At 42.5% G+C, this 24,133-nt stretch carries 23 protein-coding genes; 6 read left to right on the top strand and 17 right to left on the bottom strand.

Annotation, left to right across the window (positions count from 1 at the left end; genetic code table 11):
• Nucleotides 1-40: 40 nt before the first annotated feature.
• Both ACGTNI_RS10570 and ACGTNI_RS10565 read left to right on the top strand, forming a co-directional pair.
• Nucleotides 41-1,750: an O-acetylhomoserine aminocarboxypropyltransferase/cysteine synthase family protein gene (locus ACGTNI_RS10570; RefSeq protein WP_394462209.1), complete on the top strand. Its 1,710-nt coding sequence runs from the start codon at nt 41-43 to the stop codon at nt 1,748-1,750.
• 75 nt (nt 1,751-1,825) lie between these two features.
• On the top strand, nt 1,826-2,833 hold the full coding sequence (locus tag ACGTNI_RS10565; protein ID WP_394462207.1) for a homoserine dehydrogenase: 1,008 nt from the start codon (nt 1,826-1,828) through the stop codon (nt 2,831-2,833).
• Between the two features lie 36 nt (nt 2,834-2,869).
• On the opposite strand, the gene ACGTNI_RS10560 is transcribed toward ACGTNI_RS10565, so the two are convergent.
• The 3 genes from ACGTNI_RS10560 to rpiA all read right to left on the bottom strand — a co-directional run bounded on the left by ACGTNI_RS10560 (nt 2,870) and on the right by rpiA (nt 6,073).
• Nucleotides 2,870-4,300: a polysaccharide deacetylase family protein gene (locus ACGTNI_RS10560; protein WP_394462205.1), complete on the bottom strand. Its 1,431-nt coding sequence runs from the start codon at nt 4,298-4,300 to the stop codon at nt 2,870-2,872.
• Between the two features lie 107 nt (nt 4,301-4,407).
• Entirely contained in the window at nt 4,408-5,244 is an 837-nt protein-coding gene (gene kynA, locus ACGTNI_RS10555; protein WP_394462203.1) for a tryptophan 2,3-dioxygenase, read from the bottom strand.
• A 130-nt stretch (nt 5,245-5,374) separates the two neighbouring features.
• Nucleotides 5,375-6,073, bottom strand: coding sequence for a ribose 5-phosphate isomerase A (rpiA, locus tag ACGTNI_RS10550; protein WP_394462201.1), 699 nt, complete (start codon nt 6,071-6,073; stop codon nt 5,375-5,377).
• A 133-nt stretch (nt 6,074-6,206) separates the two neighbouring features.
• Here rpiA and ACGTNI_RS10545 point away from each other — a divergent pair, with 133 nt between their 5' ends.
• Nucleotides 6,207-6,395 (top strand): hypothetical protein, encoded by a 189-nt coding sequence (locus ACGTNI_RS10545; protein WP_394462199.1) that lies wholly within the window; start codon nt 6,207-6,209, stop codon nt 6,393-6,395.
• Nucleotides 6,396-6,412: 17 nt separating this feature from the next.
• On the opposite strand, the gene ACGTNI_RS10540 is transcribed toward ACGTNI_RS10545, so the two are convergent.
• From ACGTNI_RS10540 to ACGTNI_RS10510, 7 genes are all read right to left on the bottom strand, one after another.
• Nucleotides 6,413-7,384, bottom strand: a complete 972-nt coding sequence (locus tag ACGTNI_RS10540) for a ring-cleaving dioxygenase (RefSeq protein WP_394462197.1) — start codon at nt 7,382-7,384, stop codon at nt 6,413-6,415.
• Between the two features lie 267 nt (nt 7,385-7,651).
• Nucleotides 7,652-8,422 carry a sugar phosphate isomerase/epimerase family protein gene (locus tag ACGTNI_RS10535; RefSeq protein ID WP_394462195.1) on the bottom strand — a complete coding sequence of 257 codons (771 nt, stop codon included), beginning with the start codon at nt 8,420-8,422 and terminating at the stop codon, nt 7,652-7,654.
• Between the two features lie 21 nt (nt 8,423-8,443).
• On the bottom strand, nt 8,444-9,076 hold the full coding sequence (locus tag ACGTNI_RS10530; protein WP_394462194.1) for a response regulator transcription factor: 633 nt from the start codon (nt 9,074-9,076) through the stop codon (nt 8,444-8,446).
• The gene (locus tag ACGTNI_RS10525) at nt 9,069-10,112 is read right to left on the bottom strand and encodes a sensor histidine kinase (protein ID WP_394462192.1); all 1,044 of its coding nucleotides are present in this window, start codon (nt 10,110-10,112) and stop codon (nt 9,069-9,071) included. The genes ACGTNI_RS10530 and ACGTNI_RS10525 overlap by 8 nt, the downstream gene beginning before the upstream one ends.
• On the bottom strand, nt 10,109-10,834 hold the full coding sequence (liaF, locus tag ACGTNI_RS10520) for a cell wall-active antibiotics response protein LiaF (protein ID WP_085506387.1): 726 nt from the start codon (nt 10,832-10,834) through the stop codon (nt 10,109-10,111). The genes ACGTNI_RS10525 and liaF overlap by 4 nt, the downstream gene beginning before the upstream one ends.
• Before the next feature lie 73 nt (nt 10,835-10,907).
• Nucleotides 10,908-11,552, bottom strand: coding sequence for a PspA/IM30 family protein (locus ACGTNI_RS10515; protein ID WP_394462190.1), 645 nt, complete (start codon nt 11,550-11,552; stop codon nt 10,908-10,910).
• 18 nt (nt 11,553-11,570) lie between these two features.
• Nucleotides 11,571-11,930, bottom strand: coding sequence for a lmo0954 family membrane protein (locus tag ACGTNI_RS10510; RefSeq protein WP_394462188.1), 360 nt, complete (start codon nt 11,928-11,930; stop codon nt 11,571-11,573).
• Nucleotides 11,931-12,205: 275 nt separating this feature from the next.
• Between ACGTNI_RS10510 and argF the strand changes: the two genes are divergently transcribed.
• Nucleotides 12,206-13,231, top strand: a complete 1,026-nt coding sequence (gene argF, locus ACGTNI_RS10505; protein ID WP_394462186.1) for an ornithine carbamoyltransferase — start codon at nt 12,206-12,208, stop codon at nt 13,229-13,231.
• A gap of 124 nt (nt 13,232-13,355) precedes the next feature.
• On the opposite strand, the gene ACGTNI_RS10500 is transcribed toward argF, so the two are convergent.
• The 3 genes from ACGTNI_RS10500 to ACGTNI_RS10490 form a co-directional block, all read right to left on the bottom strand.
• Complete coding sequence (locus tag ACGTNI_RS10500; protein WP_394462184.1) at nt 13,356-14,456, bottom strand: M24 family metallopeptidase; 1,101 nt, start codon at nt 14,454-14,456, stop codon at nt 13,356-13,358.
• Between the two features lie 435 nt (nt 14,457-14,891).
• A complete protein-coding gene (locus ACGTNI_RS10495) occupies nt 14,892-15,317 on the bottom strand; it encodes a hypothetical protein (protein WP_394462183.1) in 426 nt (141 codons plus the stop codon).
• A gap of 24 nt (nt 15,318-15,341) precedes the next feature.
• A complete protein-coding gene (locus ACGTNI_RS10490) occupies nt 15,342-15,722 on the bottom strand; it encodes a VOC family protein (RefSeq protein ID WP_394462181.1) in 381 nt (126 codons plus the stop codon).
• Between the two features lie 167 nt (nt 15,723-15,889).
• Between ACGTNI_RS10490 and ACGTNI_RS10485 the strand changes: the two genes are divergently transcribed.
• Nucleotides 15,890-16,291, top strand: a complete 402-nt coding sequence (locus tag ACGTNI_RS10485; RefSeq protein ID WP_085506394.1) for a hypothetical protein — start codon at nt 15,890-15,892, stop codon at nt 16,289-16,291.
• A gap of 114 nt (nt 16,292-16,405) precedes the next feature.
• Here the strand turns inward: ACGTNI_RS10485 and ACGTNI_RS10480 are convergent, their stop codons facing one another.
• The 4 genes from ACGTNI_RS10480 to ACGTNI_RS10465 form a co-directional block, all read right to left on the bottom strand.
• A complete protein-coding gene (locus tag ACGTNI_RS10480) occupies nt 16,406-17,470 on the bottom strand; it encodes a PQQ-dependent sugar dehydrogenase (RefSeq protein WP_394462179.1) in 1,065 nt (354 codons plus the stop codon).
• Nucleotides 17,471-17,504: 34 nt separating this feature from the next.
• Nucleotides 17,505-19,055, bottom strand: a complete 1,551-nt coding sequence (locus tag ACGTNI_RS10475; RefSeq protein WP_394462177.1) for a hypothetical protein — start codon at nt 19,053-19,055, stop codon at nt 17,505-17,507.
• Between the two features lie 194 nt (nt 19,056-19,249).
• On the bottom strand, nt 19,250-20,485 hold the full coding sequence (locus ACGTNI_RS10470) for an L-lactate MFS transporter (RefSeq protein ID WP_085506397.1): 1,236 nt from the start codon (nt 20,483-20,485) through the stop codon (nt 19,250-19,252).
• Nucleotides 20,486-20,707: 222 nt separating this feature from the next.
• Nucleotides 20,708-23,011, bottom strand: a complete 2,304-nt coding sequence (locus ACGTNI_RS10465) for a helicase C-terminal domain-containing protein (protein ID WP_394462175.1) — start codon at nt 23,009-23,011, stop codon at nt 20,708-20,710.
• Between the two features lie 184 nt (nt 23,012-23,195).
• Between ACGTNI_RS10465 and ACGTNI_RS10460 the strand changes: the two genes are divergently transcribed.
• Nucleotides 23,196-24,107: an SGNH/GDSL hydrolase family protein gene (locus ACGTNI_RS10460; protein WP_394462173.1), complete on the top strand. Its 912-nt coding sequence runs from the start codon at nt 23,196-23,198 to the stop codon at nt 24,105-24,107.
• Nucleotides 24,108-24,133: the final 26 nt, after the last annotated feature.

Here is a 24,133-nt window from a genome sequence, read left to right as displayed (position 1 = left end):
ATCCAAATCGATTATTTACAATTTTCAAGGAGGAATATTAATGAGTCTACCATTCAATCAATACAACCCGGAAACATTATTATTACACGGAGGACAGGAAGTCGACCCTTCGACCGGCTCCCGTGCCGTTCCAATCTATCAAACTACTTCCTATGTATTCCGTGATACGGAGCACGCTAAAAACCTGTTTGGTCTTGCTGAGCCAGGAAACATTTATTCCCGAATCATGAACCCGACTGTCGATGCTTTCGAGCAACGAATCGCTTTGCTGGAAGATGGTGCTGCTGCAGTAGCTACTTCTTCCGGAATGGCTGCGATCACGTTGGCCATTCTTAATATCGCTTCTGCCGGTGATGAAATTGTTGCGTCCACCAACTTGTATGGTGGGACGTATAATTTATTCACTCATACTTTGCCGCGCTATGGCATTACAGTTAATTTCGTCGACAGTACTGACCCGGAAAATATCAAAAAAGCTATTACGCCAAATACGAAGGCTGTTTTTTCTGAAATCATTGGCAACCCGAGTTTGAATGTATTGGACATTGAAGCAGTGGCAGATGTCGCTCATGAAAATGGTATCCCACTCATTATCGACAACACGTTTGCTACTCCATATATTTGCAAACCGATATCATGGGGAGCAGATATCGTCGTTCACTCGGCTACTAAATGGATTGGGGGTCATGGTACCACCATCGGCGGCGTAGTGGTAGACAGTGGCCGGTTCGATTGGACGAACGGCAAGTTCCCAGGCTTCACGGAACCTGATGAAAGTTACAACGGACTTCGTTATGCCTATGATGTCGGCCCATTGGCTTTCGCCATCAAACTGCGTGTACAGCTGCTTAGGGATATCGGTGCTTGCCTAAGCCCACAAAACGCATTCCTGTTACTGCAAGGTCTGGAAACCCTCCACCTTCGCATCAAGCAGCACACACAAAACGCGCGTGAAGTAGCACAACATCTAGTGGAACATGATGGAGTCGAATGGGTGAACTATCCTGGTCTTGAAAGCCACCCTACCCACCACCTGGCCAAAAAGTACTTGAACCATGGTGCAGGTTCTATTGTTGTATTTGGTATCAGGGGTGGACGAGAAGCCGGTCGGAAAATGATTGATAACATCAACTTGTGGTCACATGTTGCCAATGTCGGCGATGCCAAGTCATTGATCATCCACCCTGCTTCTACGACACACCAGCAGCTAAGCGCCCAGGACCTTGAGAAAACGGGTGTTACTGAAGAATTGATCCGTTTATCCATTGGTCTGGAATCTACCACCGACCTGCTTGCCGAACTGGATCAGGCAATTGAATTAGCAACAGGAGCGGAAACACCTGCTCCCAAGAATGCAAAAGATACTGTCCAATCTGTTCTCGGTTCCTCGCTGGATCGCGAAAATGGAGATTTGAGAAGACGTGTGATTGTCACGACAGGAGAACTTTCTGAAACGGGTAAATCAGAAATCAAGAAATTGGAACGTCTAGGCTTCCAAGTGAAAGATATATCAGAAAAAGACGAGCTGCTCGATACTAAAGTTGATATTGTTTACAGTGAGTCTGCCACTGAAATAAGAAATAACCGGGAGGAAGTTGCTCAACTGGCTCCTGCATTGGTTTGGGTGAAAGAGAATGAAGACGTCACTTTAGAAGAAGGACCAGAAACGATTACCGGGGAGAATTTATACGAACGTGCCGTCACATTACGACAAGCGACGGATCACTCCGATGTAGCCCTTACGCTATAAGGCCCTTATCAAGCGTTCGTATTTTCAAAAACAGCCGGGGAATCAGCACCCCGGCTGATATTAAGGAGGATAACTATGCAAAAAATCAAAGCCGCACTGCTGGGGTATGGCACAGTCGGCCAGGGAATACAGGAAGTGATTCATCAGCATCAAGAGCGGTTCCGCCTCCTCCTGGGTAAGGAAGTAGAAATTGTAGCTGTTCTTGTCCAAAACCCTGTGAAACAAAGAAACTTGCCGGAAAACATTCTTGTTACAACTGATTTTGAAGAAATCATCTCTCTTCCTGATTTGAATGTGGTATTCGAAGCGATTGTTGGTGAAGAACCAGCGCTAACCTATTCAAGAAGATCGTTGAATAAGGGCATCCATGTCATTACGGCGAATAAAATGATGTTTGCGAGGCATGCCAAAGAATTGCTTGAAACAGCCCGGGAAAACAAAGTGCATATCGGCTTTGAGGCAACTACTGCAGGCGGTACACCAATCATCCGTACAATCGATCAGCTGCTTCAGGTGAATCGGATAGAAAAAGTAGAAGCAATCCTCAATGGCACCAGCAACTACATTTTAACGGCAATGAACGACCGTTTTATTAATTTTGATACTGCTTTGAAAGAAGCCCAGGAAAAAGGGTATGCCGAAGCCGATCCAACTCATGATATAGATGGTACTGATGCTTTTAATAAATTGATGATTCTCAGCCAACTGATCTATGGAGAGCAGCCCAACTGGCTGAACGTGAGAAAAACGGGGATCAATGGTCTGACAGAAGCAGATATAAATCATGCAAAACAAGAAAATAAAAAGTATAAGCATATTGGAGTCATTAAAAAAGAGGAGAATGACATCATAGCGGAAGTCTCCCCAGTGTTACTCTCTCCTACCCACCCATTACATCATATTGACGGTGTCGATAATGCACTTGCAATTACAAGTGATATCGTAGGCACAATCACGCTGACTGGTCCAGGCGCAGGAAAGCTGCCAACAGCCAGTGCCATGGTAGAAGATTTAGTACAAATTTTTCAGACGGAACATGCGGAGTTCTACGAAAAAATCTATGAAAAACAGGCCGCAGGATAAAAAAAGAGCAGCAAGCTTCAGGCTTGCTGCTCTTTTTTATGGGCGCCATGACGACAGAGTTGGTTGTCCTGTTATTTCCGGTTGTTTTTCCTGCAACAGCTGACTTACCGTTACCAGTTGGAACCCTTCCTCGGTCAGACGCTTTATTAGTGGTTCAATCACTTCTTGCATATGAGGTGAGACCTCCTGCAAAGAAATAATTGCTCTGTCTTCCGTGTGCTTCATCACTTCGTTAATAATCGCCTTTTCTTCTGATAAACGCCAAATTTCTATGTCATGACTATTCTCGATGACAGGAAGTCCAGTAATTCTTTGTATTTCCCGCTTTCCACGATTATAAGGAGCCTTAATAACACTTGGCTGGTGACCGGTCAATTCCTCTACTTTATCAGCAGTTCTCTGGAGCTGTTCTTCGATAGCAGCGTCACTCAGTCGGCTCCATTGACGGTGATTCCATGAATGGTTACCAATTTCATGTCCTGCAGACGCAGCTTGGCTGATCAGTTCGGGATAATAAGTGAGCCTGTTTCCTAAGACAAAAAACGTTGCTTTTGCTTCATAGTTATCTAATACTTCCAAAATCCGTTCTGTAATGGAATGATGGGGGCCATCATCAAAGGTTAAAGCAATCTGCTTCTTTTTCTCATTCATCAGCACCTGGTCGGCCGCCACAGGAGCACCTTCCGCTTTAACATTCAGCTTTTTAACTGGAAGCTCTGTACGATACTTTTTCAATGCTTCCATATACCTGTCCTTCATAAGTCCTTCAAGTTTGTTTAATGGTATGGTCACTTCGACTGATTCGCACGAATTTTCACCAGACGATATTGGATAATAAAAATTCATGCCGTGACTGTCCAGTGAAAACACATCAAAATTAGCTTCGTCGGGTGAAGCGATTTGTTTTACCCACGCTTCATCAAACGAGGTTCCCAGTTTTTCATGGGCAAGCAGCTGGTCTGAGACATGTTCTGACAGCTTATCTACATAATCAGTGTTACTTTTAAATAATCTATCCAGTTTCAAGCGCAACCCATTACTCACGTCAAAATTAAGGACCGATGTATCCACAGATGGATACTCGCCCCCTAAATCAACCACTTCATTGAAAGTAATGCTGACAATCTCCCCCGATTTATAAAGAATATCATAATCAATGTTTAGTTCATGGGGAATATCGCCCTTTTTCTCTTGTTTCAACTGGTAACTGTCCTGCTTGAATTTAGCAATGCTCTTTTTCACATAATCCATGATCACTTGATTCAACTGATCACTGGAGGTCTGAGGATAATGGACAGCTAACCGGTACTCATCGTATTCTTCAATGATTGATTCTATCGATATATTCAGTTTTATTTCTTTTTCCTTATTGGATGATAACGCTTGTTCTTCCCCTGAACTTGCCTGTGAAAAAGAGCAGGCAGTCATTAAAACAAGCATAATTAGTAATACAGTTATTTGTTTCATAGTCAGGTTACCCTTCTATTCGTTAATAGTGAGCAACCTTATTGTAACATGTTTGTAATATTAATCGACATTTTTTTTGAAATCCACTAGAAAAGTTCCCTATTCTATCACAAATTCGTTCGAACATCCCATAATTCTGGAAAAAATCGGTGGTCCAGTACTTTTTTCAAGTAACCTACTCCCGATGAGCCGCCTGTACCAGTTTTATGACCAATAATCCTCTCCACCGTTTTCATGTGACGGAAGCGCCATTGCTGAAGCCAATCTTCGATATCTACCAGCTTTTCAGCCAGTTGATATAGATCCCAGTATTTTTCTACATTTTCATATACCTTTGTCCAGGCAGCTTCCACCGTCTCGTCTCCATGATAGGTCTCTGTAAAATCACGATTGACTAATGCAGGATTGATGTCCAGCCCAGCTTTGGCAAGTGCTTCTATTGCTGCGTCATATATGCTTGGCGCTTCATACGCCTCCTGTAATTTTCCGTGGAGCTCTGGATTCTTTTCATAAATTTTCAATACATGGGGGGTTTTATACCCGAGAGCAAATTCAATCATCCTGTATTGATAGGACTGAAATCCGGAAGCCTGGCCCAGTTGATCACGAAATTGAATGTACTCTGCAGGTGTCAAGGTCGATAATACGTCCCAGGCGTGGATAATCTGGGTCTGGATTTTCGAAACTCTGGCAAGCATTTTAAAGGCTGACTGCAGGTCCCCTCCTCGTATAGATTCAATGGAAGCCCGCAATTCATGAAGAATCAATTTCATCCAAAGCTCACTGACTTGATGGATAACGATGAACAACATTTCATCATGGTGGTCGGATAAACGATTCTGGGCATCTAGCAGCTTATCAAGATCGAGGTACTCTCCATAAGTCATCTTTTCCCGAAAATCTGTATGTACCTTTTCCTTTGCCTTTGAATCCTCATACTTCACTTTAGATACTCCTCCCTTTTCCCTGTTTATTATAGTTTACCATGTTATCCTCGGCACTTTAGTTGTTAGTTGTTATTGTTAAACTTTCTTACGTATAAAAAGCTCATCAGCCGCTGCTGATGAGCTTCGCTCAATTGGAGAGCACTTCCACCGGGTAATTGAAAAAGATACCGTTTTCTATTACTCCAGGTATAGCATTTAAGTCCACCTCTGTTGTCAATCCGATATGGTTGAATCTGACCTCAAGTATCATATTCCCCGCTTCCGTAATGACAGGCCCATCCTTATGTTTAGCCATCCGCAGACCGACTGCTGTGACATCCATTTCCTGAAGCTTTGTTTCGACAAGATGAATGGCTCGTGGATCAACCTCAACCGGAACCGGAAAATTATGGCCGAGACGGTCGACGAACTTACTTTCGTCAACCAGGATAAACGTTTTTGGGGAGCTTGCCATCACTAACTTTTCAGCAAACATCGCGCCTCCGCGTCCCTTTATCAAATTAAATTCGGAATCTACTTCATCAGCACCATCAAATCCCCAGTCCGGCCGCGCTTCCGTTAATGTCGTGGTCGGGATCCCCAATCGCGCACAGCTTAAAGCCACTTCAATTGATGTAGGAATAGCTGTAATCGATAAATTTTCTTTTTTCACTTTATCGGCAATTGCCTGGATAGCCAGAAAGGAGGTTGAACCAGAACCCACTCCAATGACTTGTCCATCTTTTACATGTGCTGCTACTTGCTCGGCCACTATTTCCTTTTGCTGTCGATTAGAGATATCAGCAGACCATTTCAAATTACCTGCCAATTGATTTTTCCATTCCATGGGACTCACCCCTTCCGGTTATGCTATTACCAGTATTCCCAACTTATTAAATAAGCAAGCGTACAATTGTATCTATAAGAAGCATTGCCTTACAATTATTTAGTGGATAAGCTAATACTGGGAGGGTTATGAAATGGGTACTTATTTATTAAAAGGAATTGGGCAAATGCTGTTGATTGTCTTTGGCGGGATATTTTTTTGGAACCTCATTCGATATGGCAATCTTTATTTTGTTGAATTAGGAATGGCGATCGTTGGATTACTCCTTTATGTATGGGGGCGAAAAAGGGCAGTTAAGAAGAAAGGGAACCAGCCTCAATGACATAGTTCCCTTCCCTTTTAAGTTAATTCAAGCGGACGAAGCTTCGATTCTATCTCTTCTCTTTCCGGCTCTAAAAATGGCGGTAAAGAAAGGTTTTCCCCTAACGCTTCGAGCGGTTCATCCACATCAAAACCTGGCATATCAGTGGATAGCTCAAATAAAATACCATTTGGTTCCCTGAAATAAAGCGCTTTGAAGTAATGGCGATCCACTTTTCCTGAGTTAGGTACACGTGCCTGTCTGATACGTTCTGCCCAGGCATCGTACTCTTCTTCATTTGGGACGCGGAAGGCTACATGGTGGACCCCGCCGCGGCCAAGTCGTTCTTTTGGCAGCTCAGGACGGGTTTCGATATGGACCTCTGCTCCAGCTCCACCCTCTCCGGTTGCATAAACTTCGATATCGGGAAGGTTTTCACTGACAAGAGATGGATAGGAGCCGACATGAGTAAATCCCATCAGGCTGGTGAGTACCTCTGCCGTCGGCGTTATTTCGGCGACCGTCAATGTGACAGGACCGAGACCGACAATAGCAAATTGTGCCGGTATCTCCTCAGTTTCCCAAGGTTCTCCAGCTTCTACTCCCGTTTCACCGTTATCAGCCACTAATATAATTTTTGTCCCTTCTGTATCTTCCAAAGTCAGTGTATCTCTTCCTGCTCGCTTTATAATCTCTCCATGCTTGATACGCTTCTCTTCCAATCGCTTTTTCCAAAAGTGCAAGGATGCCGTGTCTTTAACTCTAAGTGAGGTGGACGATATACTGGACACTCCTGGATGGGTCCTTCCCAACATCGGTATATCAAAAAACGTCACCTCTGTGCCAGGGTTACCTTTCGCATCTCCGTAAAATAAATGATAAGACTGGGTATCATCCTGGTTGACGGACTTTTTGACGAGACGCATCCCTAATACTTTTGTATAAAAACGGTAGTTCTCTTCTGCTTTACCGGTCAACAGCGAAACATGATGCAGACCTAATAATTTCATTGCAGTTCCTCCTGTAAATATCTCGAATTTGAGATAATTTTATCTCAGATTTGAGATACTGTCAATCAATTGAAATATTTCAAGCTTATCTCCCCTGTCTACATTCCTTCCCGGCTTACTGCGATCCTATTACTAAACATTAAAAAAACTTAGCTTATCGCAAAGTACTTATGGCGAAAGCCTTAGATTTTCTTATCTTTAAAAAAGTTAAACATTCTTAAAGTATAAAAAAGAGCCTCCTCCAAAAGGAAGCTCCTCCTTATCACCTTATTTTGCATTCAAATATGGTAATTTATTTTTTAAGTAATTCATACTGATCTCCAGGCTCTCAAACGGCGAACGCCGGCTCTCGTCCTGTTCAACAATCCACCACTTCACTCCTGTTTCTTCCCCTGCCGCAAGAACTGCTTCTATATCGACGCCTCCAGTTCCGAGCTCCGCGAAGAACTGCTCATCATCATTCGTCATATCTTTCAAATGAACAAGCGGCGCCCTTCCTTGATAGCGTGTCAGCCAATCTACCGGATTCTCCTCTGCTTTTTTCAGCCAGTAAATATCGAGCTCTATATGTAACTCCTCAGGATTCGTTTCATCAAAAATCGTTTCCAGTGCCATTCTGCCGTCGGATAAACGATCGAGCTCAAAATCATGGTTATGGTAGCAAAGTGTAATGCCTTCTTCCCGACAGGTCTTTCCTGCTCGCTGTAAAAATGGTATCAGAGACCGGTAATCGGCTTCGTTTCGTTGCTCGGGCAGCAGGAACGGAACTACAATATATTGGCTGCCCAATATTTTTTGCTCCTCTATGACTTTAGGTAAGTTCTCCTGTAATTCTTCCAGCGGTACATGCGAAGATACGGCCTGGAGGCTCAGTTCATCTAAAAGACTTTTAACTTCCTGTACGGTTAAATCTCCGTATCCTGCGAACTCCACTCCGTCAAAACCAAGTTCCGCTACCTTTTTTAGGGTGCCGGAAAAATCTCGTTCACTTTCATTTCTTAAGGTATACATTTGAACGGCTACTGGTATATGCTTCATACTCTCTCCCCTTCTCCGAATTTATTTGACGAGGTCATGCTTAAAGGCGTAAATGACAGCTTGCGTTCGATCATGTACCTCCAGTTTACCAAGAATATTGCTGACGTGGACTTTTACCGTCTTAAGAGCGATATACAACTCGTCCGCGATCTCCTGATTCGTTTTCCCTTCCGCTATTTTAAGCAGAATTTCCATTTCCCGCCCTGTTAATTGTTCATGTGGCGAGTCCTCTACTCGATTACGCATCCGGCTCATGATTTTCCCCGTCACTTCCGGTTCCAGAATCGATTGCCCTTCATAGGTAGCACGTATTGCTGAAGCAATCTCTTCCGCTTTTGATGTTTTCAGTAAATAACTGGTCGCTCCCGCTTCAAGCGCCGGGTATACCTTTTCATCATCAATGAAGCTGGTAACAATGATTATTTTAGCTTCTGGCCAGCCAGCGATGATTTCCCTGGTAGCTTCAATTCCATCCATTTCTTTCATGACCAGGTCCATCAGTATAACATCAGGCTTTAAACGTAAAGCTAACTCCACCGCTTCCCCGCCATCATCCGCTTCTGCCACCACATCAATATCTGCCTGTGCAGATAAATAAGCGGATACACCAATGCGAACCATTTCATGATCATCCGCAAACAGTACTTTAATCATTGCTCTCACCTTCCTTTAACGCTGGAACTTTTACTTCCAGCCTGGTTCCTTGTCCTTCAATACTGACTATTTTAAACGTACCTCCCACTTCATACGCTCGTTCTTGCATATTCTGTAAACCATAGGAACTCGACTTTGCCTGTTCGACATCAAAACCGGTCCCATCATCCACAACTCGCATAATGATCAGTTCATCACGCTCGATCAACAAAACATCCAGTCTATCTGCTTTCGCGTGTCTTAACGTATTCGAGATGGATTCCTGCAATATACGGAAAAGTTGATCTTCCACGCCTTTATCCATTTTTATATCTTCAATATTCCATTCAATTGTCATCGGCACTTTTTGCGTGAGTTCTGCCAGGAGTTCTTCCACCCCTTCGCGAATCGACTTACCTTTTAATGCTACTGGCCTTAAATGAAGCAGCAGGGCGCGCATTTCAAGCTGGGATTGATGAATCATTTTTTCAACCATAGCGAGCTGCTTTTTAATAGCGATGTTACCCGGATTGTCTCCTTCGTTTATCGCTGACATCATCATCGATGCAGCAAACAGCTGCTGGCTGACAGAATCATGCAATTCACGCGCCAGCCGGTTACGCTCCTGGATGACTACTTCCTGAAGACTTTGCTCTCGTTCATTCGTTCTTTCTGTCGCCAGTCGTTGTGAAAGTTCAACCTGTTTATTTATTTTTTCTTCCAGTTGGGAAATATGCTTTTCAATAGCTGTGATTTCCTGAATCGTTTCATTTTCAAATTTGGATCGCTTCTGTCCTTTCACCAGTTCATTCAGCTGCCTGTCAATACCATGCAGCTTTCTGCGCCAAAACCAGCCATAGACAACACCGATGATCATCCCAATAATAAGAGGGGCACTCACAATCACCATTAAGTAAGGAAAATCAAACACTTCTACTTCCCATAACCTCTCCCATTCTTTCAAAGGAAAAGCTAAAAAAGTAGTGCCTGCTATGATGATTGTTATCAATATACTAAACAGTACTGCCGACAAGATTTGGCGCATAACCATATTCATATGCGCTTCACCTCAATATTACCGGAGAACACGCTAGTGATGATTTTCACCTGTGGCTGTTTCGTTCCATACCCTTCTGTCCGGTAAGCAAGCTGCTGGTTGATTAGATTTGTATGAGGGTTATCAAAAACAGCGGCACGCCCAAATACGGCACTGTGCGAAATGCTTACTTCCACTTCATATGGAACATAGATTTCAATATTACCTATCAGATGCCGAATAGAAATAACAGCGGTATCGTCAACCGGAAGAACGGTATTGCTTAAGTCAATGATCCGATCACCAAAACCGCCGTGAATATTAATATCTTTCCATTGATATGCTGTATCGTCCGTTTGCTGGTTGCCAAAAAACTTCTGCTGAAAAAGAGGCTCCACTTTAAAAAGAGGTTCCCGGGCATCAGGCGACCATTCTGGCTTCAGGTGTACCGCTTCCTTTTTGGAGCGGGAATAATGGACCAAAAATAATATAAGCCCTGCTACAATCAGAAATCGCACCGCCATCATATTAAGAATTGTGAAGGTTAGACTGACCGCTCCCACCCAAAACACTACTTTGGCCCATAAGCGAGCGTATTTTTTCCAGCCCATGTACATCAGTAACCCCGAAAAGAGGACAGAAAAGATCAGTCCCCCATTAAAAAAAGCGATTTCAAGCACAAAAAGGAGGACACCGATGATGATAATCCAGTTTAAAGTATCGGTATTCAATCGTTGCAGCATCAGTGGTTCCCTCCTTTTTGTTGATTATGTATAAAAAGACGCAATGCCTGCGCCTTTTTAGGATATCATGTTTTTAATGATTCGCTGTAGTCTTTTCTTGTTCCTGTATTTGCTTTTCCAGGTGAGCAATTTTGCTGTCGAATGTATTGCGATAATAAGCACTGTTCACTTTATATTCCAGGTTGTCGATGTAATGCTCCATCTCCTGAAAGCGATTATAGGAGCTTTCTGATGTATGTTCGATTACGTGGTTCATTTTATGGTGAGCTCGCGCGACATTTTCCCGTCCCATCAATTCCATCCGTTTCAGGTGCATATCCTTTAACCGGTGTTTCATATCTTCATATTTCTGTTCCAATTCTACTAATTGCTCAATTGCTTCCTGTCGGGAGTCTTTCATACGTTCCGCACGCTCATGGTATTCCTGGTATTCCTTCATCGCGAATTCATACATACCCTCTTCTCCTGCCTGTTTCGCGATGTCTGCCTGCTTTTGCCGCTTATCAGCCATGTCCTGTGCTTTCAATTGTTCCCGGGCAAACTCTTCTTTCAACTTATGTTGACGTTCCACTAATACTCTCACTTTTTCCGTTTCCTGTTCACTTTGGCGCAAGTATTGATTCAGTACAGCCATTGGATTCTTTTGTTCTTTCTGATCCAATAATTCATGAAAGTCAGCTGAAATAGTATCTTTGATACGTGTAAATAAATTAGCCATTACTATTCTCTCCTTTAATTAATAATTTTTCATTTCCGCCCATTGCTTTTCAAAATTAGTGAATGGATCGTCTTGCTTAACGCTGAAACTTACATCTTCCTCCAGCTTGTCTTCTTGCCATTTTTTATAAATGACATACAAGACATAAGCAGCAGCAAGACCAATGACTGCGTACACATTCGCAACCGCTATACTCAGGATAAGCAGACCGGCTATGACCCATCCGATTTTACCTGCTGTAGAATCGCTCTTGATAAATTGCTTGAATACGATATACAACAGCCACACGCTCACCCCAAGCAAAACCATCGGTCCAAGATTAGCCAATAACACGAACAGAGCGATCAAACCAATAATAAATAACATAAACTTCTTCATTTTTCCTGCCTCCTTTCCGTTATCTTGATTTCATTCTACTTTTAAAAACCAGCTTTCATAATGAGCCTGAGCTATATTTCTTCCTAAGACCTGAGGCGTATATTTTTTTGAAAAACATTTCTTATAACACTGGTCATATAAACGACACATGTGTTAATATACATATTATCGTATATTTATTCTTCAATAACCCTTACCTATCTACTTTATCATCGTGGTCACTGTATAAGTACGGTATAAATATGTAAGCAAAAAAAAGAGAGGAGAATGGATGGATGATTCAGGAACAGACCGTTGACAAACCAGTGAAAACACTGGCAGGAAGAAGCTTTTTGACATTGAAAGATTATGCAGAGGACGAAATACATCAACTGATTGATCTCGCGGAAGATTTAAAGGCTAAAAAGAAAGCAGGGATTCCCCATCGCTACTTGGAGGGGCAAAATGTTGCGATGTTATTCGAAAAGCCTTCCACTCGTACACGCTGCGCCTTTACAGTGGCTTGTAATGACCTGGGCGCTCGCGCAGAATACCTGGGGAAGAATGATATTCAACTCGGGAAAAAGGAATCCGTCCGTGATACAGCGAAAGTTCTTGGGAGCATGTTTGATGGTATCGAATTTAGAGGGTTCAGCCATCAGACTGTAGAAGAGCTGGCGGAACATGCTGGAGTCCCTGTCTGGAACGGCCTGACGGATTTATATCACCCAACCCAGGTGCTGGCAGATTTTCTGACTGTGAAAGAACAGCTTGGTTCTTTGAAGGGTATCACTTTTGTGTATGTGGGAGATGGACGTAATAACGTGGCTAACAGCCTGTTGATTGGTGGAGCAAAAGTTGGGATGGACGTGCGAATTTGTGCACCTGAAGCCCTTTTTCCAGATACATCGATTGTCCAGTATGCCGAACAGACCGCACAGGAATCCGGGGGAAAAGTGACTGTTTCAGCCAATATTGACGAAGCCGTTGCCGGAGCAGATGTCCTCTATACTGACGTATGGGTTTCTATGGGGGAAGAAGATCAATTCGAAGAACGAATCAAGCTTCTCCACCCCTACCAGGTCAACCAAACGATGCTGGAAAAAACCAATAACCAGGAAGTCATCTTTCTTCACTGTCTGCCGGCTTTTCATGACTTAGAAACAGAAGTGGGCAAAGAAATCTATGAAAAATTCGGGTTATCCGAAATGGAAGTGACGGATGAAGTTTTTCGCAGTAAACATTCCTTTGTTTTCGACCAGGCAGAAAACCGCCTCCACACCATCAAAGCATTGATGGCAGCAACCAATCAAAAAGCCTAAGCTTATATTTCATTACTTACTTAATGAAACTGTATTTGGACTTAACCAGGAGATATTCCTCTAACTTAATTCCCTGTAACACAAAAAAGCGGATTACCTCTCGTAGAAGGTAATCCGCTTTTTACTATTCGATAACCTGGAGTTCTTTCGGGAACTTTGTTAACGTTTCATAGCCCTCGTCGGTAACTAATACATCATCTTCGATTCGGACTCCGCCAATGGCAGGATCATAGATGCCAGGCTCAATGGTGTAGACCATTCCTTCTTTCAGCTGCCCGTCATTCAAATGGCTCATGGAAGGAAACTCATGAACATTAATGCCCATTCCATGACCGATTCGGTGCGGGAACTTGTCTCCATAACCAGCCACTTCAATGATATCCCGCGCGGTTTGATCCAAGTCGCCGATTCTCGTTCCTGGCTTGCTGATTCCCAACGAGGCTTTCTGAGCTTTTAGTACGGTGTCATAGATTTCTCTTTGCTGATCGCTGGCAGATTGATAGATAAACGTACGGGTTATATCAGAAGTGTAGCCTTCCAGCACTACTCCTAAATCAAATAATACGAAATCCCCTCTTTGAAGCCTGCGGTCTCCAGGGGACCCGTGGGGCTGTCCAGACTTTTCCCCGAATAAAACCATGGTTGAAAACGACATCTCCCTGACACCTTTTTTCTTCAGTTCATATTCGATTTTAGCTAGAACTTCCATTTCCGTAATTCCGGTCTGTAATGCTTCTGTTCCAACCTGGACTCCATAATCTGCCAGTTCCGCTGCACGGCGGATGATTTCCACTTCCGAAGCATCCTTAATGACCCGCATGTTATTCAATATTCCAGCAATATCTTTTACCTTTGCTTCTGGGAACTGTTGAAGCAGCAATTCGCTTCTGCCGTAGGAAAGGACATCTTTTTCTATCCCTATTATATTAATTTCGTCAGTAGCTTTTTCTTTAACCGATTTACCCAGCATAGCCCACGGGTCCTCATGGTCCGCGTAACTAATCACCTCGTATTTCCAGCCGGCCTCACGAAGCTGAGCCCTCTCCATGCCTGGTACGACAGCTATAGGGTCGTCTTCCGGGAAAATCATGAGCCCGATTAAACGTTCATGGGGATCTGTATGGAAGCCGCTTAAATAAAAGAAGTTCTCTTTAGCATTGATAAACGCTGCATCCAGTCCTTCACTTTTCAGTTGGTTCGCCAGTTTTTCCAGGCGGTGTTCCATTCTACCACTCCTTATGTAAATATCTTCTTCTATCATAGCTCAAGCAACTAATTTAGAAAAACTTATTCAACTAAAGGGCCGAAAAGTCGAAGACTTGATTTCGAGATGTTGTATGAGTGAAGGGGCGTTGGGGAAGGATTCGCTTTCCGCGGGGAAGCCGTCAAGCCTCCTCGAGCTAAAGCTCTGTGGGGTCTTGCCAGTCTATCCTTTCCCGCAGGAGTCTCAACCTTCCCCCACGCCCTTACCATAAAAAGTTCTCGAACTCACCCTTTGGACAGGCCCATCAATAATGAAAAAAGACGTTTTGTCCTTTATATAGGCGTCTAGATGAAGGTTTTAGTTATGCACTACCTGAAGGGTCCGTTTATTACAAAACTGGGATTTAAAAGAGCCAACTATAAAAAAGCCGACCTTAAAACAGGTCAGCTGTGGAGATTATAAGAGAGTTTTCATGCTTAATCCTATCTCCTTGAAATCATTCATTACTTTCATAAGAGAAGAATCTGCAAGTTCCTCCTCATCAATACTTTCACTATTCAGGTCATCCACTCCCTGCTGGAATTCCTGTTTTATATTTTCACCTAATGATAACAGCTTTTCTTTAGCGGTGTTCAGATAAGTTTCAATGTCCGTTTCTTTTACTTTTTCAGAAACTGTTTCATAAAGGCTTTCCAGCCGGGGCAATATGTTGGTCTCCTCTAAATTTTGCTTCGACTTTTCATACGCAACGATAAAAAACTGTTCTATTTCATTCCAACCCTGTTCCCCATTCTCACTGCCATCTGCAGCCTGAACACCTTGCACTGGTGTATAGGCGGATATAAGTAACACAGCTATAATTACCGCTAGGATATTTTTCAATTTCATTCCTCCCTGATGTTTTTTCTATTGCTGCGGGACATGGAATTCTATAATGTGACCATCGGGATCACAACAGAATATTTGTGCAAAACCACTAGTGCTGTCCGGCTTTTCCTTTATATCTACTCCACTGGCTTTTAAATGGGCGCTTGTTTCCTGAAAATCTTTTACCCGGAATGCGACATGATTGCCCCTTGTATCAATATGAAGCTCAGGATTGTACACGAATTCAGGATCTTCAATCAAGTGAAGCTGCTGGTAGTCACCGATACGGTACCAGGCTCCAGCAAATGAAAAATCCGGTCTGTTTTCTTCCTCCAGCCCAAGTATATTTCCATAAAATTGTTTCGCTTTCTTCAAATCTTTCGTCTTTAGACTGATATGATGAATCATAGTTATATCCATACTCTCTCTCCTTTTTATTTTACAATACATCTGAACTGCTAAAAAATAAAACGTTTCTGGGAAAATTGACATTCTTGTGATAGATATTTTCTTCCTTGATTGCTTCCGATATAATTAGGTAGTCACTATGTGCATATTACTAATTACATCATACAGGAGGTTGAATGATGGATCGTACACGTTTTCTGATTCGTGTTTCTGCTATATATGCCGTTATCGGTGCTTTTATCGGTTCGCATATGGCCGGAGCAGGCGGCTATGAGTTCAGGGCTGTCCATGCCCATATCCTCGTGGTCGGCTGGTTATCACTGTTTGCTTTTGCTATCTATTATAAAGTTTTCCCTATTCCGAAAAGATCCGCCATGGCAGCTTTCCAAGTCTGGACTGCATTTGTCGGTTCAATTGGTCTGACTGCAGGAATGTGGCTCTATTATGTCAAACCTTTAGAAGGAATGGATACTTTTAACTTGATATTCTTCATTGTCGGCGGATCGGTTCTTATGATTTCTTTCATTGTATTCGCCATTATGACTTTCATCCAGGGGAAGTATATTTCGGAAGATAACTAATTGCGAGGCAAACAAGATATATCCGCTATCATGCTGGCAAGGTGCCCTGCCCGGTCCATCGATTATGATTGGACCGGGCACTTTCTATAACAATGGGTACCTCGCTGATATATATTACGGAAGGTTCATCCGGACCAGGCGGTCGTCATCTTCTGAAGGAGTCCCACGTCCATCGGTATTATTCGTAATAAAAAACAACGCATCGTTTTCGATTATGACATCACGGATCCGCCCATAATCATCGGTCACAATCTCAGGTTCTAACGCCTTCAAGTCCATTATTCGCAAAGCCTGTCCCCGCAAGCTGGCTACAAATAGCTTACTTTCATTAATAGCGATACCGGAGGGTGCCCATGTATCAGTTCCGGTATGGAAGATAGGTGTCACCATGCCCTCCCGCTCTTCGTCACCACGAATTTCCGGCCAGCCGTAATTATTGCCCGCTTCAATTTTGTTTATTTCATCGTGGGCATCGGAACCATGTTCAGAGGCATACATTTCATTCTCTTCTGTCCAGGCAAGACCCTGTGGGTTTCTGTGACCTGACGTATAGACGTAAGAATTACCAAAAGGATTATCATCAGGTATGCTTCCATCCAGACTCATGCGAAGGATTTTACCTGCCAGGCTGTCCTCTTGCTGAGCTGTCTGTTGATTTCCCGCATCTCCTGTCGTTACGTACAGTTTTTGATCAGGGCCAATCTTAATTCTTCCCCCATTATGGATCCTGCTTCCAGGTATATTCTCCAGCAATACGTCCACTTCTTCCCATCCTTCATTTTCCAAACGAATGACAATGACACGATTTTTTGTTTCTCCATTATTTTGATAAGTATGGTAGACAAAAGCTTCTCGTGACTCCTCAAAGTCCGGGCGGAGTTCGAAGCCAAGCAATCCCCCTTCTCCTTGCTGATGTACTGCCTCCTTCGTATTCACACTCTCTCTTACCCGTCCTTCACTTTCCGTCCAGGTCACTATATTTCCCGCTCTTTCTGTTATATAGAAAGTGTCACCTGATACCTCGATATCCCAGGGAGACCTCAGCTCGCTTGCCAGGATTTCCATATCGCTTCCCTGCGTAGTTTTAGAATTTGGTTCCGTCTCTTCTTGATTTTCTCCATTTTCACTACATGCCACAGTAAGTATCATGAGTAAAAATAATAGAGCATATTTATACATGGTACCCACCTTTCTCTTAGTCTGACAAATTATTTTAAAGGAGATATGGTCCTATAAATACGGCGATTAGAAGAATGTGCACTGTCACAAAATAAGTGAACTTCAACACAACTCCCCAATCCCTCTTTACTGCTTCCTGCTTCATTAAAAGGAAGGATATTAAACCAAACACAATCAGCAATACCAAGGAACTTCCCGCAAAATCCAAATATACAGGCAGACGATTCATCAGGCGTTCTGTAAACAGCAGGTCATACCATATCCCTGCCGATACAATATAAATCGCAAAAGCACCATACAGCACCCAGCTCTTCTCATCTTCTATTGCTTTATGAAACCCTACTATGATGATAAACAAATATAAAAATGGTCCAATATACCACATCAATGTGACAAATATCGTGAGCGGGGCGTAGGAAAACATAGCGAGCGTCTTGCCAAGAGCCTTTAATAAATCATCCCTGCTCCAGCCTGATGCCTTCTCATCAAAATCATATTCACTTGAGGCTACTTTAATTTCCTTGTAATTCCCTGTTCCCTCCATCCAAAGAACGGTTTCTTCTTCGACCCGCGTTGGCTTTTGTGATCGTTCCGGTGTATTGCTGATACGAGTAACACCTGATTGACTTTCATTAATAGTCATCTCATAAATATTGAAAGCTGGATCATCTTTATATGTAGTTTGAGTAGCCCCATGGGCGGAAAACAGGATATTTATACCTTTGCCGGTCAATGACAGTTCTAAGTCGCTCCATTCGTTCAACTGGCCAGGTCCAAAGGGATCTTCTGCATGAATTCTATTTAGCGCCAGCTCACTATCTTTCAGTTCATGTAAAGCGAGGTAATAATGATATTTTGAGCTGCCTTGTCTTAGATGAGTTGCCAATACTATTCCGAGTTTATCACCTTTCATATCAAAAGCGATCTCCCGGATCGACTCACCTGGTGCCACAGAGAAGGTATAAGCAGCCTCTTTTAGCATATGGCCTTCTTCAGGTAATCGATAAACCTCCAATTTGGACTCGTTATTTTCAGCCCTATGAATCAGTGTATAAACTTCTCCATCGTTCTCCTTCACCATAACTTCACCGAAGGGTTTGTCCAGTTTTAAAACCTCTTTGGTTTCCAGCGTCTCACGATTTATCTGTATGAGCTGCTCATCTTTTAAAAATAACAAATGTGATTCTGTGGGGTAAAATTTATCAACCGCCGTAAACAGCTCGCCCTCTACCCCTTGATGCAGGCTATTAGCTTTAGAATAAAACATTGTTTCCCCATCGTTGAAAACCCGGGAAAATTCTTGATGATCAATTGGAAAACGATTCTCTGACTGTTGTGTCCAGGCACGATCATACCTGCTTTCTATCAAAAACCCATCAGAAAAATAACAGATCGTATAGCCATTACTGTCCGAATGAATGAAAGGCTTTGTGTTGGCTGATGTTTCACCCAGCTGCCAATCACGGCTTATATTTTCATCCGGAGCTTCTGTCACCTTAAGTAAGTTTTCAGTAAACAACACGGCCACGCCGATTAACAAAAGAATCAACGGTAATAGCCAATAACTTCTCTCCCTATACCACATGCAAGCTCCCCCTTGTTTCTACCTATTACGGCTGGGGCGGGAAAAAGGTTTCATTAGAAAAAATCGGCTTGTCTCCATGTGTTTATAGCAGAAGCCTTAATACTTTTCATATACTTGAATCCTTCTACTTCCTTAAACTATCCTGAATTATAAATAAGAATAAGAAGGGGAAATATCCCCTTCTTATAGTAAAATTACTGTTCTTTTCTCAATCTGCGGATATCTAATTTAGTTAAAATCGATACGACTAAGGCGATGACAAAAAATCCGGCAAAATAAATCAGGCTGCTTTCATAACTTCCCGTGGCGTCTTTCATCCAGGCTGAAAAAGAAGGTCCAACTAACCCTGCTGCTGCCCAGGCCGTCAGCAAATAACCATGGATTGCCCCCAGCTCTTTCGTGCCGAATAGATCTCCTATGAATGCTGGCAACGTAGAAAAACCACCACCATAACAGGTATAGATGACAGCCAGGAATATAACGAAAAGCGCCGTAACGGTTGTCCAAGGCAATAAGATGAACAAGGCTATTTGCAGAATGAAAAAAATCAAATAAGTATTTCCTCTTCCAATGTAGTCAGATAAGCTCGCCCATCCGATTCGACCAGCACCATTGAAAATCCCCATTACCCCAACTAAGGTAGCTGCGGCTGCTGTGCTCATTCCAACGCTTTCCACCGCCAAAGGTTTGGCCGCTGATATGACAGCGATTCCACATGTTACATTAATGAAAAGCATAATCCAAAGATAATAAAATCTTTTTGTTTTCAACGACTTCTTAGCACTCATATAGGCAAGGTCTTTTTTATTATCTTCCCCTGTATCTCCTTCGAACCCTTCTGGCTTCCAGCCTTCAGGCGGTCTCTCTATATATAAAGAAGACAGAATCATAACGGCAAAATAGCTTGCACCTAAAATATAGAATGTCATCGCAATGCCGACGCTGTTAATCAAAAAGTCCATGACTGGACTGGCAATAGCCGCCGCAAAACCGAATCCCATGATTGCCATGCCGGTAGCCAGGCCTCGCCGGTCAGGGAACCATTTGACCAGCGTTGAAACGGGTGCTATATAACCGACTCCTAGTCCGATGCCGCCTAAAGCACCATAAAAGAAGTAAAGAAGCCAAAGTGATTCCATCTGGACGGCAAACCCGGAGCCGAAAACCCCAATCCCAAAGAATATGGCCGCTGTAATCCCAGCTACCCTCGGACCATATTTTTCTACAAACCAGCCTAAGAAAGCTGCTGATAAACCTAAGAATAATATAGCAAGACTAAAAGTGAACTGAACTTGACTGGAAGTCCAGCCAAATTGATCACTCAATGGCGTAGTGAAGTTGCTCCATGCATAGACAGAACCAATGGAAATATGGATGCCTACGGCACATAAAGCAATTAACCAGCGGTTTTTTACTTTCCCATTTGACATATTAACCCTCCATCACTATTAATTGGTAACATACTAATATAGACATTTCCTTTCTTGCTGTTGCTAAAACTTAAAATATTCATAAAATGTTCATATTTCACGCCTGTTTAGTTATTTATCCATATTCTTTCCGTTATACAAAAAACGATGCAGCCTCTTTCAGAGAAAGCGTGCATCGTTTTCGCAAAAACTTACAAAACATGATTATTTCCGGGGAAATAATCATGTTTTCGATCCATTTCCCACCTGGTAATGAGACCATTCAGGCGGGAAAAGACTTAAATATTTATTGGTAAGAAAGCGATCATCGACTAACAGTATCGCCCCATGGTCTTTTTCCGATCGTATCAATCTTCCACCAGCTTGCAGCACTTTATTCATCCCCGGGTAAACATAAGCATAATCATACCCCGGTTTACCTTTTGCGTTAAAATGGTCCTTGATTAAATTCCGTTCCATACTTGTTGGAGACAACCCTATCCCTACAACGGCAACACCGTTCAAACGGTCACCTCTCAAATCGACCCCTTCGGAAAAAACGCCGCCCAACACAGCAAAACCTACCAGCTTCTGTTCATCCCCTTCCTGGAAGCTGCCGAGAAAGTCATCCCTTTCCTGCTCTGTCATACCTTGACTCTGGATAATAGAGCGGTACTTCTTGCCTTGCCTGTTCCGTTTCAACCATTCGGCATAGACAAGTTCCATATAATGATAGGAAGGAAAGAAAAATAAATGATTTCCTTTAACAGTATCGACCATACTATATAAGCTTTCTGCCAACTGTATGCTTGTTCTTTCGCGATCTTTATACCTTGTCGATAGAGGCTGGATCGTTATATCCACTTGTTCATAATCATACGGGGAGGCCAGCTGGAGAATGTAATCTTCTTTTCTGCCTCCAAGCATATCTTTATAATAGGCAAATGGTGACAATGTTGCCGAAAAAAACACAGAAGCACGATAGTTCTTAGTTACTTCTCTCAGCAAATAGGAAGGATCGACACAAAACAATCGAAGTAGCAGATCGTTTTTTTCTATCATCCCATAGATGACGTAATGATCATCTACCAGCTGCAGAACTTTCAAGAAATTCTGTGCTGCAAAGTATGTTTCTAATAACAAATCATTTTCATGCCGTTCCGGTTCTTCCCGCAACTCTAACTCGGCTTTTGTGGTGAAGTGTTCAACAGCTTCTTCTATCATTCCTGGAACTTCTTCTAAAATAAAGGAATCATCACCCCTATGGTCCTTTATCAAATAATCAAAAGCAGCACTTACGTATTCAACGGCTTCAGCCAGTTCTCCCCCATGATAAAGCTCCTGAAGGTCATAGAAGGGACCTCCAGACAATTCGGCGGAAAACATTTCCCGTGACCTTTCTACAAGATTATGGGCCTCGTCGATAAGAAGTGCGGTTTCTTTTCTGTCCTCCTGAACCATTCGTTTTAAAGAAACCCTGGGGTCAAAAATGTAATTATAGTCACCAATCACTACATCTACGATATAGGCAAGATCCAGGGAAAATTCAAATGGACACACCCGATGCTTTCTTGCATAGTCCTCTATTACGTTACGTGTCATCCGGGTTTCATTGCGAAGAATATCTACCATCGCTTCGTTCACCCGGTCATAGTAGCCATCTGCATATTCACAGTATTCCGGCTGGCAAATAGTTTCTTCCTGAAAGCAAATCTTGTCTTTTGCTGTTAATGTAACCGAACGAAGCCGCAGGCCCTTCTCTTCCATTAGAGCCAAAGCTTCTTCCGCAGTCATCCGGGTAATCGTTTTCGCCGTCAAATAAAAAAGCCGTTCGGTATCAGAATCTCTCATAGCTTTGATGGCAGGGAACAATGTCGACACCGTTTTCCCAATGCCAGTCGGGGCCTGGCCAAATAAATTGCGCTCTTCTTTAAGTGTTTTATAAACAGCACCTGCGAGTTTCCGTTGTCCTGACCGGTAAGATGGAAAGGGAAAATCCAAATCAGGAATGCTCTTAGTTTTCTCCTCTCTAATATGAACTAAAATCCTTGCATAAGATGTATAGGCTGCAATCGTTTCTTCCATAAAATCGGATAGTTCCTCAAATCGGCAGGTTTGAATAAACCGCTTCTTTTCTTTCGTTGTTTTTTGAACATAAGTCACCTGTACATGAATTTCATCCAATTTATGATCCAGGGCATAAATATAGGCATACCCTTTTGCCTGAGCCCAATAGACAGGGAAACTTTCTTCCGTCAATTCATCCAAAGGCATGGAGGTTGATTTAATTTCGTCGATCACCACCCCATTATCCGTTTTTAATAATCCGTCACAACGGCCATGCACAATGATTTTCATATCGCCGCTATGAAAATCTGTTTTTAAAAATACCTCTTTTTCATCTTCCCTTTTATACTCCCGCTGTACATGTTGATGAATCAGCGTTCCTTCCATTAAAGAACTGCTTGAACGGAAGCGGTTATCAATATTTCCGCCACGATAGACATATTCAACTAACGATCGGACAGAAATCTTCATTTCATTCATTATTTTCACCTTCAATTATAGGAAATCCTTTAGTCACGGACATGTTCTTTCAAAATTTATCGAAACAATTAATAAACGTTTGTCTGCTAGAATATTACTATTAGTAAGAATCAAAATAATTTCCACAACCCGTTGATTCAGCATATAATAGAGATACTAAAACACATAATACAGGTGTGATACTGTGAAAAATAAATGGTTCGTATCCGGAATTGTGGCCATCATCTTATTGACAGGCCTTTTTATTATAACTACCACCCAAGAACAGCCTGGTAATAATAATGATACGCCCCAGGAAACACAAGAGCAAGCAGACAAAAATAATGATACTACTGAAGAAGATAGTGATGAAGCTGAATCCTCTGAAGAGGAACATAGTATTGGGGAGGATCTGAAAGAATCCTTTACCAATGCGCTAGAAAGCGCTGTCGGTTTATTTATTAAAAAAGATTTAAAAATTGTAGCAGTTGGAGATTCATTGACCCAAGGAGTCGGTGATGATACTGATAACGGTGGGTATGTTGGTATCCTGGAAGATAATTTGAAAAATGAAGAGCTTAATCCCAATTTAATGATTGAGAATTATGGAAAGCGGGGAAACCGTACCGATCAGCTCATCGAACGTATGAAAACAGAAGAAATATCAAGTTCCCTGGAGGATGCCGATATCGTTTTAATTACAATTGGTGCTAACGATGTCATGAAAGTGATCAAAGACAACTTTCAGGACCTTGATTACCAGGACTTTGTTAAGCAGCATGACCAATACGAACAAAATCTGAATGAGATTTTCCAAATGATTCTTGAGAAAAACCCTGATGCGAGCATTTATCACCTTGGCCTCTTCAACCCTTTCGCCGGTTATTTCAACAATATCCCGGAAATGGGAGACATCATGAGCGACTGGAACCAAATAGGGATTAAAGTTTCAGAAGAATATGAAGAGGTTACGTTCATACCGATTGAAGACCTCTTCGTAAATCCGGAAGAAACCTTACTTTGGGAAGATCATTTCCATCCAAATACAAAAGGCTATAAACTTATTGCCGAACGCGTGTTAGAATATATAAGACCGGACATCGAACGGAACGAATAGTCCGGTAAAAAAATTTATCATCTATC

The organism is Thalassobacillus sp. B23F22_16, assembly GCF_043496955.1.
Classification (GTDB): Bacteria; Bacillota; Bacilli; order Bacillales; family Halobacillaceae; genus Thalassobacillus; species Thalassobacillus devorans_A.
This window is presented reverse-complemented; position numbering and strand designations above follow the sequence as displayed.